11 protein-coding genes are annotated in these 13,488 nt (G+C 63.5%); 5 read left to right on the top strand and 6 right to left on the bottom strand.

Annotation, left to right across the window (positions count from 1 at the left end; genetic code table 11):
- Positions 1 to 255 precede the first annotated feature (255 nt).
- Positions 256 to 2,754, bottom strand: coding sequence for a TonB-dependent receptor (locus tag ACN0YF_RS00170; protein WP_417471282.1), 2,499 nt, complete (start codon positions 2,752 to 2,754; stop codon positions 256 to 258).
- 316 nt (positions 2,755 to 3,070) lie between these two features.
- Here ACN0YF_RS00170 and ACN0YF_RS00165 point away from each other — a divergent pair, with 316 nt between their 5' ends.
- Positions 3,071 to 5,071, top strand: a complete 2,001-nt coding sequence (locus tag ACN0YF_RS00165; RefSeq protein WP_417492861.1) for a prolyl oligopeptidase family serine peptidase — start codon at positions 3,071 to 3,073, stop codon at positions 5,069 to 5,071.
- Between the two features lie 13 nt (positions 5,072 to 5,084).
- Here ACN0YF_RS00165 and ACN0YF_RS00160 read toward each other — a convergent pair whose 3' ends face one another.
- The gene (locus tag ACN0YF_RS00160; RefSeq protein ID WP_417492860.1) at positions 5,085 to 5,714 is read right to left on the bottom strand and encodes a glutathione S-transferase family protein; all 630 of its coding nucleotides are present in this window, start codon (positions 5,712 to 5,714) and stop codon (positions 5,085 to 5,087) included.
- A 227-nt stretch (positions 5,715 to 5,941) separates the two neighbouring features.
- Here ACN0YF_RS00160 and ACN0YF_RS00155 point away from each other — a divergent pair, with 227 nt between their 5' ends.
- From ACN0YF_RS00155 to ACN0YF_RS00140, 4 genes are all read left to right on the top strand, one after another.
- Positions 5,942 to 6,856, top strand: coding sequence for a hypothetical protein (locus ACN0YF_RS00155; RefSeq protein ID WP_417483300.1), 915 nt, complete (start codon positions 5,942 to 5,944; stop codon positions 6,854 to 6,856).
- 59 nt (positions 6,857 to 6,915) lie between these two features.
- On the top strand, positions 6,916 to 7,704 hold the full coding sequence (locus tag ACN0YF_RS00150) for a hypothetical protein (RefSeq protein WP_417483299.1): 789 nt from the start codon (positions 6,916 to 6,918) through the stop codon (positions 7,702 to 7,704).
- Between the two features lie 144 nt (positions 7,705 to 7,848).
- On the top strand, positions 7,849 to 8,175 hold the full coding sequence (locus ACN0YF_RS00145; RefSeq protein WP_417492859.1) for a hypothetical protein: 327 nt from the start codon (positions 7,849 to 7,851) through the stop codon (positions 8,173 to 8,175).
- 71 nt (positions 8,176 to 8,246) lie between these two features.
- On the top strand, positions 8,247 to 8,918 hold the full coding sequence (locus ACN0YF_RS00140) for a glutathione S-transferase (protein ID WP_417492858.1): 672 nt from the start codon (positions 8,247 to 8,249) through the stop codon (positions 8,916 to 8,918).
- A 9-nt stretch (positions 8,919 to 8,927) separates the two neighbouring features.
- Here ACN0YF_RS00140 and ACN0YF_RS00135 read toward each other — a convergent pair whose 3' ends face one another.
- The 4 genes from ACN0YF_RS00135 to ACN0YF_RS00120 form a co-directional block, all read right to left on the bottom strand.
- A complete protein-coding gene (locus ACN0YF_RS00135) occupies positions 8,928 to 9,221 on the bottom strand; it encodes a type II toxin-antitoxin system RelE/ParE family toxin (RefSeq protein WP_417492857.1) in 294 nt (97 codons plus the stop codon).
- Positions 9,208 to 9,465 carry a type II toxin-antitoxin system ParD family antitoxin gene (locus ACN0YF_RS00130; protein WP_417492856.1) on the bottom strand — a complete coding sequence of 86 codons (258 nt, stop codon included), beginning with the start codon at positions 9,463 to 9,465 and terminating at the stop codon, positions 9,208 to 9,210. The genes ACN0YF_RS00135 and ACN0YF_RS00130 overlap by 14 nt, the downstream gene beginning before the upstream one ends.
- Before the next feature lie 80 nt (positions 9,466 to 9,545).
- Positions 9,546 to 11,270: an NfrA family protein gene (locus ACN0YF_RS00125; RefSeq protein WP_417492855.1), complete on the bottom strand. Its 1,725-nt coding sequence runs from the start codon at positions 11,268 to 11,270 to the stop codon at positions 9,546 to 9,548.
- An 18-nt stretch (positions 11,271 to 11,288) separates the two neighbouring features.
- On the bottom strand, positions 11,289 to 13,484 hold the full coding sequence (locus ACN0YF_RS00120) for a glycosyl transferase family protein (RefSeq protein WP_417492854.1): 2,196 nt from the start codon (positions 13,482 to 13,484) through the stop codon (positions 11,289 to 11,291).
- Positions 13,485 to 13,488: the final 4 nt, after the last annotated feature.

The raw sequence follows: 13,488 nt of genomic DNA, 5'->3' as shown, positions 1-13,488 counted from the left end.
AATCATGTGGGCCTGTTCAATCATCGTATCGCGGCCAATTCAGGGCAGGCACCCCAAAGCAGGTGATGTGGTGAAGATTGTGCAGCCACAATCCTTGCGCAAGTGTCGGTAGTGTCACAGGCGCGTGGGCATGGCCCGAAAACGGATCCGCAGGACAGCAGGGCGACAGGACAGCAGCCCCACAACCAAGCAGACCGACAAGAAAAAGGGCCGGGCGTCGCCGCCCGGCCCCTTCCCTGTCATGCGTAGGCTCGACTAGCGGCGGGCGCGGAGCGTAAGGCCCCAGGACCGTGCCTGGCCGGTAGAGGCATTGAAGGAACCAGGCTGGAACGGCCCATCAAAGCCGACCTGGATATAGCCTTCATCCGTCAGATTGCGGCCCCACAGTTCCAGCGACCATGTCTCATCGGCAGCGCCGATGCCGATACGGCCGTTGAACACGGTGTAGGCATCCTGCATCTTCTCGATGTCGAGATCGGAGCCGGTATTGTGCTCCGACAGATAGCGGGCGCTGAGGTGAGCCAGCCAGGTCATGTTGTCGCCGAAGGTCCCGTTATACGTGGCCGAGGCCGACGCATACCATTCCGGAGCCAGCGAGAAGTTCTGACCGGACAGGACATCAACTTCAGGCGTGCCCGTCGGAGCGAACGTGTCATAGGTCGCGTTGGCGTAGGTCAGGCCACCCTGCATGGTCAGGCCAGGCATGGCTTCCGGCAACCAGAGCAGTTCCATCTCGGCACCCTGGGTCGATGCACCATCGATCGAGGTCACGAAGAAGGCGATGCCGTTGAAGGTGTTCAGCTGGTAGGTGTCGAAATCAGACTGGAACAGATAGAAGTTGGCCAGCACCGTATCGTTGGCCCACTCGGTCTTGATACCGATCTCGAAGCTGTCGACGGTTTCCGGGTCGAAACGAGCCGGATAGGTGTTCGGATTCGCGAGCACCGAAGTGAAGTCCACCGCATCGCTGCCGGCCTGGTCGAAGCGGTCGAGGTTGAAACCGCCCGCCTTGTAGCCACGCGAATAGGTCCCGTACATCAACAGGTCATCACTGAAGCGGTGCGACAGCGACAGCAGGCCGGAGAACTCGTTCTCCTCGAGCGTCTGCGTATTGTCGATCCGGGCGAAAACATCCCGGGCGAACGGCAGACAGGTGTACGCACCGAAAGTATCGGACCCTGGAGGGAAGAAGCCCAGGACGGCCTGTGCGAACGGGGTCGAGAAGTCGAGGGCATCACCGAACACGGTTTCCCAGACGTCACACGCCGGCGCATAGCTTTCACCAAAGTCGAAATGCGCCGTCTTTTCAGTCCGCGTATGACGCAGACCGAAGGTCAGATCTGTTGCATCGGTGAGGTGCCAGGTGTTGTGCGTGAAGAAGCTGAGGCTGTCGCCATCCTGGGTGAAGGTATCACCCACCGGATTGCCACCGCCCAGCGGCACGCCCGTTCCCGCAGCAAGCGGAACATAGCCAGGGATCAGGAAGCCGCCCAGGCCATTGGCCAGGTCGGTGACCAGCGTCGGGCTTCCGCCCAGCAGGCCGAGATAGGTCGAGAAGTGTGCACCCATCTGGATGGCGTCTTCGCGAACCAGGTTCTCGTTCGAATAGTAGGAACCGACCATCCACTCGAAATTCTCGGTCGAGCCGGAGACGCGCAGTTCGAAGGTGGTGTTGCCGAATTCGAACCGGTTGTTGTCGATATCGCGGAACACGATGTCGGCGCCGGTGAAGTCCGTATCCTGACCGGAGCGCAGCTCATAGTCACGATCCGACAGGATGGCCGTCACGTCGAAGCTTTCGAAGTTCAGGTTCAGTTCGGCGCTGAAGCCCTGATCCGTGATCTCCTGGCCGGTGTCACGGTTGGACTGAACGAGACCGCTGAACGGATCCTCGCTGCCCGCCATCGGCCGCGCGCCAGGCACGAGGAAGTTGATCGCGCCGGCAGTCGGACCGGACACAATGCTCGGCGCACCGCAGCAATCCTCGTCACGTTCGGTGTAGTCGGCGGTCAGCAGCAGGTTTGCCTGGTCGCTGAAGTCGAACAGGACCTGGCCGCGCAGGGTGAAGAAATTCTGGGTGCGGTCCTCGGTCTCCGTACGCGGGCCACCGAAGGTCTCGGCGGTCTGGTAACCGTCATGAGACCGGCTGGCAGCGTAGAGACGCCCGGCGATCCGGTCGCTGAGCGGACCGGTGATGCCGGCAGCAGCACCCCAGCCGGTGGCATCGCCGCCCATATAGGTCAGCTCGCCATTATAATCGAACTCGAACTCGGGCCGCTTGGTGACGACGTTGATGATACCGGCAGTGGTATTGGCACCAAACAGCGTGCCCTGCGGGCCGCGCAGGACTTCGATGCGTTCCATTTCGCCGAGATCGTTGAAGGCAACGCCATTACGGGCGCGCGGCACACCGTCGATCACGATGCCGACAGACGATTCCAGACCCGGATTGTCGCCAACCGTACCAATGCCACGAATACGGGCGGTGGTGACAAAATCATTCGTGGTCGAGGTGACGTTGAGGCCTGGCGAGATGATCATCAGGTCCTTCAGGTCGCGGACACCTGAATTCTGCAGCAGGTCCTCATTATAGGCCGTAACCGCAACCGGCACGTCCTGGATACCCTGCTCACGCTTTTGCGCCGTCACCGTGATGACGTCCACGCTGCGGCTTTCCTGCGCCGCGGCCTGTGCACCGGTCAATGCGATGACCGAGGCTGCTGCGAACAGAATCGTTTTCTTGGTCGATAACATTCCTTGAACTCCCTCCCGAGAGCTGGCGATTTTCGCTCAGCTGTTTTCATTGAGCGCTTTGCGCGCCCTGCGGAAACATTGGGGGAGTTTGGGCCTGAGGTGAAGCGAAAAAGCGGAACAAATGCAGAGCTTCGCCGCAATTCGTACCCAAAACTCGAATTTAAACCAGACTGTTGCAGAGTCGTCACATTCCAGGCACGGAATTGTGGCTTGGCCTGTGCGGCAAAAACGGTTCTGATACAGCCATCGTCACGGGAGGTTGATTGTGTTGAAGAGTCTTCTGGCCGCACTCGCGTGCGCAATATCCACACCGGCATTGGCCCAATCTCCCCTGCCGCTGCAACCCGTTGACGTGTTTTCCCTCGAAGCCGCGTCCGATCCCCGGATCGCGCCCGATGGTGGCCTGATCGCCTATGTCCGGCGCTCCAACGACATCACAACCGACCAGACCCGGTCGGCGATCTGGCTGATCGGTCCGGATGGCAGCGATCACCGCGCCCTCGCCCCTGAAGCCGGCTCGACACACACGCCGCGCTGGTCTCCGGACGGTCGCCAGCTCGCCTATATCAAGGCCGATGATGACGTTGCCAGCATCCGGGTCCGGACCCTGGCCACCGGCGCCGACCAGGAAATTGTCCAGCTGCGCGGTGGCGGAGCCGGGCTGAGCTGGTCGCCGGACGGGACACGCCTGGCCTATGCCGGCTTTGTCGGACGGGCCGCCATCCCCGCCGCCGCCCTGCCGGCGCAGGACGAGGATATGGACTGGGCCGCCGGCGCCCGGGTCGAGGACCGGCTGACCTTCCGCTTCGACGGCGTCGGCGAGCTGCCGCTCGGCCGGCAACAACTCTTCATCGTCGATATCGCGACCGGCGAGCCCGTGGCGGTGACCTCCGACAGCCTCGGCGCCAGTGGCGACCTGGCCTGGTCCGCCGACGGCCAGTCGCTCCTGTTCGCCGCCGACCGGCGCGAGGATGGCGCCAGCCTGGCGCCGGACAGCGAGATCTTCCGCGTCGGCCTCTCCGATTCGCAACCGCAGCCCCTGACCGGCCGCGTAGGCCCCGACATGGCCCCCCGCCCCTCTCCGGACGGCAGCCTGCTCGCCTATCTCGGCTATGACGACCACCGCATGGGCTATGACAATATGCGGCTCTACCTGGCCGATGCCGACGGCAGCGCGCCGCGCGTCCTCTCCGAGGCGCTGGACCGCTCCGTCAGCAATCCGCAATGGAGCGCAGATGGCCAGGCGATCTACGTCCAGTATGAGGATCACGGCGAAACATTGATCGCCCGGATCGGTCTTGACGGCTCAATCGAACCGGTGGCCCGCGGACTCGGCGGCGCGGCCATGGGACGCCCCTATACCGGCGGCGAATTCTCCGTCGCGCACAATGGCCGTATCGCCGCCACCACGAGCACGGCGCAACGCCCGGCCGAGCTGGCGACCGGCGCAGCCGGGGAAGCCCTGCATGCCATCACCGACCTGAATGGCGACGTGCTGGATGATCGCGCGCTCTCCGATGCCGAGACGGTCCATTGGGCCTCGCCCTTCGACGGGCGCGAGATCGAGGGCTGGGTGCTCTACCCGCCCGGCTTCGACCCGGCGCGCCAATACCCGATGATCCTGGAAATCCATGGCGGCCCCTTCACCGCCTATGGCCCGTCCTTCTCGGCCGAACTCCAGCTGATGGCCGCGGCCGGTTATGTCGTCATCTACACAAATCCGCGCGGCTCCACGAGCTATGGCTATGAGTTCGCCAACCTGATCCATCACGACTATCCCGGCCATGATTACGACGACCTGATGGGCGCGGTGGACATGATGCTGGAGCGCGGCTTCATCGACCCCGAACGCCTGTTCGTGACCGGCGGCTCGGGCGGCGGTGTCCTGACCGCCTGGATCATCGGCTCGACCGACCGGTTTGCGGCGGCGGCCGTCGTCAAACCCGTCATCAACTGGGCCAGCTTCGTGCTCTATTCCGACCTGCCCCAGTATTTCTATCGCTACTGGTTCGCCAGCGCGCCATGGGAAGATCCGGACGAATACTGGCGCCGCTCCCCGCTCTCGCTCGTCGGCAATGTCGAGACCCCGACCCTGGTGATGGTCGGCGGCGCGGATGTCCGCACACCGCGCGGCGAGAGTGAGCAATATTACTCGGCCCTGCGCCTGCGTGGCGTGCCCAGCCGGCTGGTGGTGATTCCCGATTCCTTCCACGGCATCGCCAATTCACGCCCCAGCCGCCTGCTGACCAAGGTCGCGGAAATCCTGCGCTGGTTCGAGGCTTACGACCCGGCGCAGGAAGCCGTGGCCGCGGAGTGATCGCGGCGCGGCGCTAGAGTGCGGCGCTGGGACGCCTGGAGATCGCCTCGCGCCAATTGGCCAGGTGCTCCAGCTCCGGACCGGGCTTGAGTTTCACCCAGGCGGCGAAGTCGACAAAGGCATAGCCGGCAATATCGGCGGCGCTGAAGGCATCACCGGCGAGATAGTTCGCTTCGCCAAGGCGTTGGTCCATCACGCCGAGGAAAGCGGCCGCACGCTGGCGGCCGCGCTGGGCCAGAGCCGGGATCTGCTCATAGCGGTCCGGGCCGGTAATGGCGGAGTCCTTGAAGAATTCCGACGTGTTGCGCAGGGCTTCGGCGGCGCCCATGAAGCCTTCCCACTCGACCCGGGCCAGCCATTCGGCGACCAGCGCTTTCTCGACAGGCGTGCGCCCCAGCAGGGGTGGCTCAGGCCGGATTTCCTCGAGATAGCGCGCAATCGAGGCATTGTCGCACAGCACCGTGCCGTCATCGAGCGCCAGCGCCGGGACGGTGCAGCGTGGATTGACCGCGCGATAGGCCTCGTCGAACTGCGCCCGGGCACCGAGATCGACCTGGATGGTTTCGATATCCAGCCCCTTCTCCGCAATGAACATCCGCGCCCGGCGCGGGCTTGGTGCAGCCTTGTAATCATAAAATTTCATTGCAGATATAGTCCCTTATCCAGACTTGTGACGGGCTTTCGGCCTGCCGCGGGGCTTGCCCGGGCGGGCCTGAAACTGCCTCCTCGCCACGCCGGCGGCAAGAGGATAGCGGCGCAGACCCGCCGCAATTGATCCTCAAATCGCCGGGTTGTGCCCCATTGGCTGCCACATTTCACCATTAACCATAGTGTCAGTGCCAAACCGGCGCGAAGAAGAAGGGGGAGGCCATGCCCTTAGACCAACGAACAGATCCCGGCTTCGGGAGACTCACCGATCTGCCGCCTGATCTCGCGGAATTCCGCGATGTCCGCTCGCCGTCAGAGATGATTCAGCTCGGCCGCACGATCTCGCTCGCTTCAGCGCGCCATGAGGACCTGCTCAAATTCCGCCGCACCTGGGGCGGCGCTGTTGAGGACAAGGAACTGGTTGGCGACTCCACGATCAAACCGATCGACCGGGCCGCGATCTATCCCAAATCCCACATCCTGCATTTTTCGGTTCTTGCCTCGCTGGTGCTGTTTGAAGGCCTGGCGAACGCCTATTTCTTCTCGACCGGTTCCGATCTCGGCCTGCTGGGCGGCTGGCTGCAAGCCATCACCGTCTCCTTCACCAATGTGATCGCGGCCTTCTTCCTGATCGGATTTCTCGGCCTGCGTCACATGTCGAACCCGCACAAGCCGGTTCACCGTGTCCTCGCCGCGATCGGCACGATGGTCGGTGTCGCGACCCTGCTGGCGCTCAATCTGAGTGCGGCACATTTCCGCGACCTGCTGGAATTCAACGCCGCGACCCTGGCAATGGGGGCCGGCGACGTCACCGGCCTGGTCCTGACCCCGGTCAGCGCCGCCCTGTCGGACCCGTTTGGCATCCAGACGCTCGAAGCCCTGCTCCTGCTGGTTCTGGGAACCACGTTCGCGATCATCGCCGCCTTCAAGGGCCGCACTTTCGATGATGCCATTCCCGGCTATGGCGGCGTCTCCCGCCGTCTTGAAGCGGCTGCGACTGATCTGGAAAAGGCGCTCGAGGCGGGCTGGAAAGATGCCAAGAAGCTGAGCCAGCACGAGCTGGAGCAATTGGTCGAAGCCAAGGAATTGCACGACGAGATCTGCCGCGATCTGGCGGGGCCGGGCAACCGTCGCTAGAGTGACAGTCGAGGCGGGCCCTCTCCGGGTCCGCCACACAAAAAGTGGCGGGGGCCCCTATGACCGGACGCGATGCACTGGGAATATTCAATCTGCTGATTGTGGCCGCCGTTCTGGGCGCGATCAGCTACGCCGCCTTCGTGCTCAAACCCCCGGTCTATGATAGCCAGACCCTGTGCCTGGCCGGCGCCATCCCGCCCCACCGCGTCGTGGTGATCGACAAGACCGATCTCTACTCGCCCGAGCAGGCCCAGGCGATCGGCGCCCTGATCCTGGCCCAGCGCGACCAGCTCGCGGTCGGCGAACGCCTCTCGCTCTACGAGCTCAATGAGAGCGGCCAGCTGCGCAATACCAACAGTTTCTCGCTGTGCAATCCCGGCGCCGGTGAGCAGGTCAATCCGCTCTACCGCAATCCCGACCGTGTGCAGGCGCGCTATGATGCCCTGTTCGCCGAGCCGCTCGCGCGCGCCCTCGCCGACCTTGTCGAGCCCAAGGACGCCCCCAACAGCCCGATCATCGAGGCGCTGGCCCGGCTTGGCCAGGACCCGGCCTTTGACCGCAGCGTGCCCGAGCGGCGCATCGTGCTGGTTTCCGACATGTTGCAGAATTCGGAAATCTTCACCGTCTATCGCCGCCGGCTCGGCAGCCTGGAAAACCGCGTCCCCGAGCCCGCCATTGTCGCTGACGCGATTCGCGAGACCTATGGCGACAGCCTGCGCGGCGTCCGCCTCGACATCCGCCTGATCCCCCGCGGCCAGTGGGAAGCGGAACAGCACGGCCCGCTGATGCAATACTGGGACACGGTGTTCGCCATGCTCGGCGTGCAGGTGAGCTGGAACGAGCTTTAGGCCTGTCCCCGATCTCAAGCGGATTCGGCCGGTTTTCCACAAGCCAGCGCGGCAGCTCATAGCTTATGCATGTTCGGCGGCGCCGATTTCACCCACTGTATGTTGTGGCACATCGTCACCGACACGCAATTGGTTGAGGTTCCCATGGCTGCTCCCGCCCTACTCCACGACACCGACTGGGTCGGGTCATGCGAGCCGCATAATCCGGTGCTCGACCTGGACATTCTGAGCTTCTGTGTCCGCTCACCACATCTGGTCGAACTCGCCTTCACCCTCGCCGATCATGGCCATACCCATGTCGGCCATGTCGTGCGCCTGACCGAATTCACGCTGGCGGACCTGGCCAATGGCGATCCCGGACTGGCGCGCGATCTGCGCCTGCGTCTGCAGAAGTGCGGTCTCGATACGGCGATGGTGCTCGAAGGCTGGTCTGCTCCGGCCAATGAGGTCGCAGCCGACACGCTCGACTGACACGCCATTGCGTTTGCGAGCAGTTCGCGTATTGCCTTGGGCCGCGTTCGCAACAGGCCAGGGGCTGCCCGATGATCACCGTCCACCATCTCAACAATTCGCGTTCACAGCGCATTCTCTGGCTGCTTGAGGAACTCGGTCTCGAATACGAGATCAGGAAATACATGCGCGACGCCGCCACCATGCGCGCGCCCGCCGATCTGAAGGCCGTTCACCCGCTGGGCAAATCGCCGGTCATCACCGATGGCGATATCACGGTCGCGGAGTCCGGTGCGATCATCGAATACCTGGTCGACACCTATGGCCCGGCCCTGAAGCCCGACGCCGGCACCGAGGCCTATCGGCGCTATGTCTACTGGCTGCATTTCTCCGAGGGCTCGCTGATGCCGCCCCTGTTGTTGAAATTGCTGATGAACCAGATCAAGTCCGCGCCGGCCCCCTTCTTCGTGAAGCTGATCGCCAAGAGCATCGCCAGCCGGGTCGAGGAACGTTTTATCGGCCCTGAGCTGGTCTCTCTCTTCGCCTATATCGAGGCCGAACTCACTGCCCATGAATGGTTCGCCGGCGACAGCTTCACCGGTGCCGACATCCAGATGAGCTTCCCGCTCGAAGCGGCGGCCGCGCGCGGCGGGCTCGACAAGTCACAGGTGAAAATCCAGGCTTGGGTCGACCGCATCCACGCCCGCCCGGCCTATCAGCGGGCGCTGGAGCGCGGCGGCGAGTACGGGATTATCGGGAATTAGGTTTGCCGTTCAGACGTGCCGCAACGGGTCTTGCCGCTGGGCGAGTATGCGCAGGATCTGCACATCGCCGTCATCCAGCCGGATGTAGTAAATCGAATGCCCGGCCTGCTCGAACCGGCGCAGGCCGGGCGTGATATGCCCGTAATCATGGCCGAGGCCTGGATAGCTGGCCAGAAGGGCGAAGCGCTCAAATAGCGAGTCAAAATAAGCGCCCGCCCGCTCCAGCCCGAAATTCAGGATCGAATACTCGTATATCGCCTCGACATCGGCCTCGGCCCGGATCGTGAGCCTATAGCCGACCATCGGCCTTCAACCGGTTTTCGACCCGCGCCTTGATTTCGGCAGGGCTGCTGTCGCTTGCCCCGCTCTGCAGGCTTTCCTGCACGATATCACGCAGCTGGTTCTCGGCGGTATGGCGTTCCTGATCGCGGCGGATCAGATCACGCATATACTCGCTGTCATTGGCATAATGGCCCGATTGAATGCGGATCTTGATCCAGCTTTCCATCGCATCCGGAATGGTGATTGTCTTGCGCGTCATGGCCATGGGTGCGGCTCCTCTTGGCTGAGATTACCACCCGCTCATCGTATGACCAAAATCACACGATGAGCACACACTGCCCTACCCTAAAAGCTGAACACCACCCGTGCCATCAGCGCGTCATCACCGCTGCCCTCGACGTCGAAGAGATACTCGACGTCGAAATCGACGCGGCGGCGATAGGCGTGATGATCGTCCTCGCCGAACCAGTGCGAGACCGAGACGCCGGGCCCGGCTTCAAACCGGTCCTGGCTGCCATAGATGTCGTCGGAATACTGGGCCACAGCCGTGACATAGGGCGTCACGGTCCAGCCTTCAGCGGTGCGGAAACGGCGGCCCTGGCGCACTTGCGCATAGGCGCCGAAATACTCGTTATCGCCGGGGATATAGGCCAGGTCGGCATAGACGCTGGTATAATTCCAGCTCGAGGCCTCCGGCTTCCAGTCATAGCCATTGGTCCAGCCATAGCTGGCGCGCAGCAGCCAGTCATCGCGGGCATTGTCACCCAGCGCGACAAGGCGTTCGCCCGAAAGGCTGAAATCGACCGACTGGAACGGCTTCCAGCGCGCACCGACTCCCAGCTGGGCACTATCATCATCCAGGCTGAACGAGCCCGGTTCCATGCTGACATATCCACGCCCGAACAGGGTGATGCCGGTACCGTTTTCATACAGGCCTTCGGGGCGCCAGCTGAACTCGGCGCCGAGCGAGGACTGGGTGATACTGTCCTGCAGCCCGCCCGACAGGGAAACGCCCTCATTGCGGTAACTGGCATAGGCAAAGCCGGAGGTACGGCTTTCCAGCGCGGTGACTTCGCGGCGCAGCCGGTAGAGCCGCTCGGCATGGGCCGCCTCGCCGCCCTCGGCCTGCAGGCGGTCGATCACACCGATAAAGGCGGCACCGGCCTCGGCTTGCTGGCCGGCATCCTTGAAGGCATAGGCCTGGTCTTCGCGAATGCCCAGATTGTCCGGCTGCACGGCGATGACTTCACCGAAATGCTGGGCCGCCTCGGCATTCTCGCCGATCGAGCGCAAGGCGTAGGCGAGTGACAGGCGGACATCGGTATTGCTCGGGTCCTGGGCGAGGACGGTGCGGAATTCGCCGACCGCCGCGCGCGGCTCACCGGCCGCCTGCAGCATCAGGCCATGGTCAAACCGGCGCCAGCTCTGGTCATCGATCGCGATGGCGCGCGCCATGTATTGCGCCGCCATTTCCGGCTGGCTCTCGCGCAGCACCTGGGCCTGCTCGTCATAATATTGCGCCAGCGCGACGCCTTCGAATTCACCCGGACGCACCTGCCACAGACGTGACTGGGCATCGCCGGTACGGCCGCTGAGGCGGGCGGCGCGGGCTGCCTGCAATTTGTCGGACGGTGCATCGGAAAGCTGGGCGGCATAATCCCAGCCGATCAGCGAACGGTCCCAATCGCCCTGCGCCTCGGCCTGATAGCCCAGCGAGCGCAGCGCAAAGAGTTGCTGCTCTGTATCGAGCTGGTCACGGCGGCGGACCACCTCCCACAGATCGGCGACGGCGCGGGCGCTGTCACCGGCCTCGATGGCGCAATTGGCGGCGTCGAGATAATCGCTGGCGCGCGAGAGAACCGAGCCGAGCTCCTCCCAGATCGGCATCGCCTCGGCGCAACGCCCCTGGGCGTTGAGCTGGTAGGCGTGCGCGCGGGCCGAGGCGATTTCCTCAGGGGTCAGATCGGCACCGGCCGTCGTCACCCAGCCGAGCGCGGCGGCAGAGGCGCCAAGCAGCATGGCGGTGCGGGTAAAGCGGGCGCGGCGGCGTGGTTGGGCTGAGACAGACATGGGTTTGTTCCTTTCCACTCAGGACGCAGATGCGTCGAGGGCGAGTTCCGGTTGACTGTCGACGAGGATTTTCCAATCCGCATCCGACACTATGCCCGATTCCCGGGCTATTCTGATAAAGTGATAAGGCGCTTCCGATCCGGCACTGATGCGGCGGATGCCCATCCAGATCGCGGAGATCTGTTCATCAGTGGCCAGGTCCAGGCGCTTGAGCACGCGCGCCGCACGCAGATCGGCCTCCAGGGGCGAGCGGTCCCAGCCATAGCGCAGACCGAAGGACACATCGCTGGCCGGCGCGATCGCAAACACGATCGCCGGTTTCAGCGCCGCGCGAAGCTCCGCCTCGGCGGCCTCGTCCAGTGGCTCGGCGACAGCGAGGTTGAGCCCGGCCTTGCTCTGCCCCAGCGGGAAGACACCGAATTTGCGGGCCAGATCGGACGCGACCAGATCGCGGACCTCGTCCTCAACCAGCAGCGGGTCAAAGGCCGCGACCGGATAGCGCGAGACTTCGCTCCAGGCGGTGGCGATTTCTTCTTCGGTCGCATGGCCGGCGCGGACCAGCACCTCGGCCAGCCCCAGCCCGGCCGCATTGGCCTCGGCCTCGGCAGCGACCAGCGTGTCGTCATTGACGATGCCGTAGAATTTGAGCGCGTCGCCGAGCGTATTGCCCTGGCCACTGATCTCCGCCATCGACGGATAGGCGTGCATCGTCTTGTCCCAGGTGATGCGTTCGCCCGTGATCATGTGCACCGCAAAGCGGCGCGCCGCCCGCATCGAGGCGAGGAAGCCGACATAATTGCCGACCACCATGCGCACCGGTGACAGGATGGCGTGTTTGAGCCCGTGCGCCGAGGCGGTGAAGATGACGCGGTGGACGACGCGATTGACCAGGAAGATGAAGTTGATCAGCACCAGCGTCCACACCCAGCTGTTGTGATCGATCAGCGGCGGCAGGGTGCCGACCGAGGGAACCAGCTTGGTGACAATCCAGTAGAGCGCCCACTGGAACACGATGGCATAGGCCAGCATGCCGGTCGGAGCCGTCCAGATCGCCTTGCGGTCGCGATAGAGGAAATAGCGGTGGGAGAAGGGGCCGATCCAGCCGAGCTGTTTCCAGCCGAGATAGGAAATGCCCAGCATCCAGCGTGATTTCTGCTTCACGGAGACCGAGAGATTGTCCGGAAAATACTCGCGCGTGCCGACCAGTTCGCGGCGATAGATGGTGCGCATGCCGCTGCCGTGCTTGCGCTTGATCTCGCCGACCGGAACCTTGGCCCAGAAGCGCACGAATTCCGATTTCAGCCCAGCCTGGAACAGGCGGTGACCGACATCATAATCTTCCGTCAGGCTGTCGGTATTGAAGGGCTGGTTGTCGCGCTCCTGGCACAGAAGCTCGATACACCAGCGCGAAAACGAGGTCGCAACGCCGGCCGAGGGCACCAGCCGCGTCATGGCCGAACGCGCGATCAGGTCCTTGCCATGCCATTCGGCGAACTCGTCCATGTAGTGGCACGGCACCAGCTCATTCCATTTGCGCGGCATCGAGAGCACCGGCAGCTGCACCATGTCGGAGCGGTCGAGATAGGCATTGACCACCTTGAAGGAGAGCGGGTGGATGACGTCTTCGGAATCCTGCATGGCGAAGGCGTCGTAATGCACGCCGACCTTCTTCTCATGGGCGAAGATGTTCTGGATCATCCAGTTGAGGCAATCGGCCTTCGAGGTCGGGCCAGGATGGCCGACCATGGCGCGCACGACCTGCTTGTTCTGGCGGGCGATCCGGTCGACTTCCGCGATGGTGTCGGGGTCATTGGGATAGCAGCCGACGAAAATGTCGTAATTGCTGTATTCCAGCGAGGTCAGCGTATTCATCAACATACGCGCGATGACATCGCTTTCCTGCCAGGCCGGCACCATGATGGCGAGGCGCTTTTCCGGCGCTTCCATGATCGTCTTGGTGGTCGGCACGAAGCGGAAGGGCCGCGTCAGGACGCGCTGGCCCTGCAGCACCCAGAAATACAGGTCGAGAAAGGCGTCATCGGTCGAGGAGATGAAAATCGCAATGGCGGCGTAGATCGTCGCCCAGCTCAGACCGGTCCAGTAGAGGCGCGCGATCGTGGCCCCGTCCAGCCCCATGACCCAGTCGGCCACAGCCACCCAGGCGCTCGCGCCGAATGTCTGGACTGCCGCTAATATTTCTCCCCAGCCCTCCATGATC

Origin of the sequence: Maricaulis sp. (genome assembly GCF_048270265.1) — a bacterium.
Lineage (GTDB): Bacteria > Pseudomonadota > Alphaproteobacteria > Caulobacterales > Maricaulaceae > Maricaulis.
Note: the sequence above shows the minus strand (reverse complement) of the source record. Positions and strands in the feature narration are given on the sequence as shown.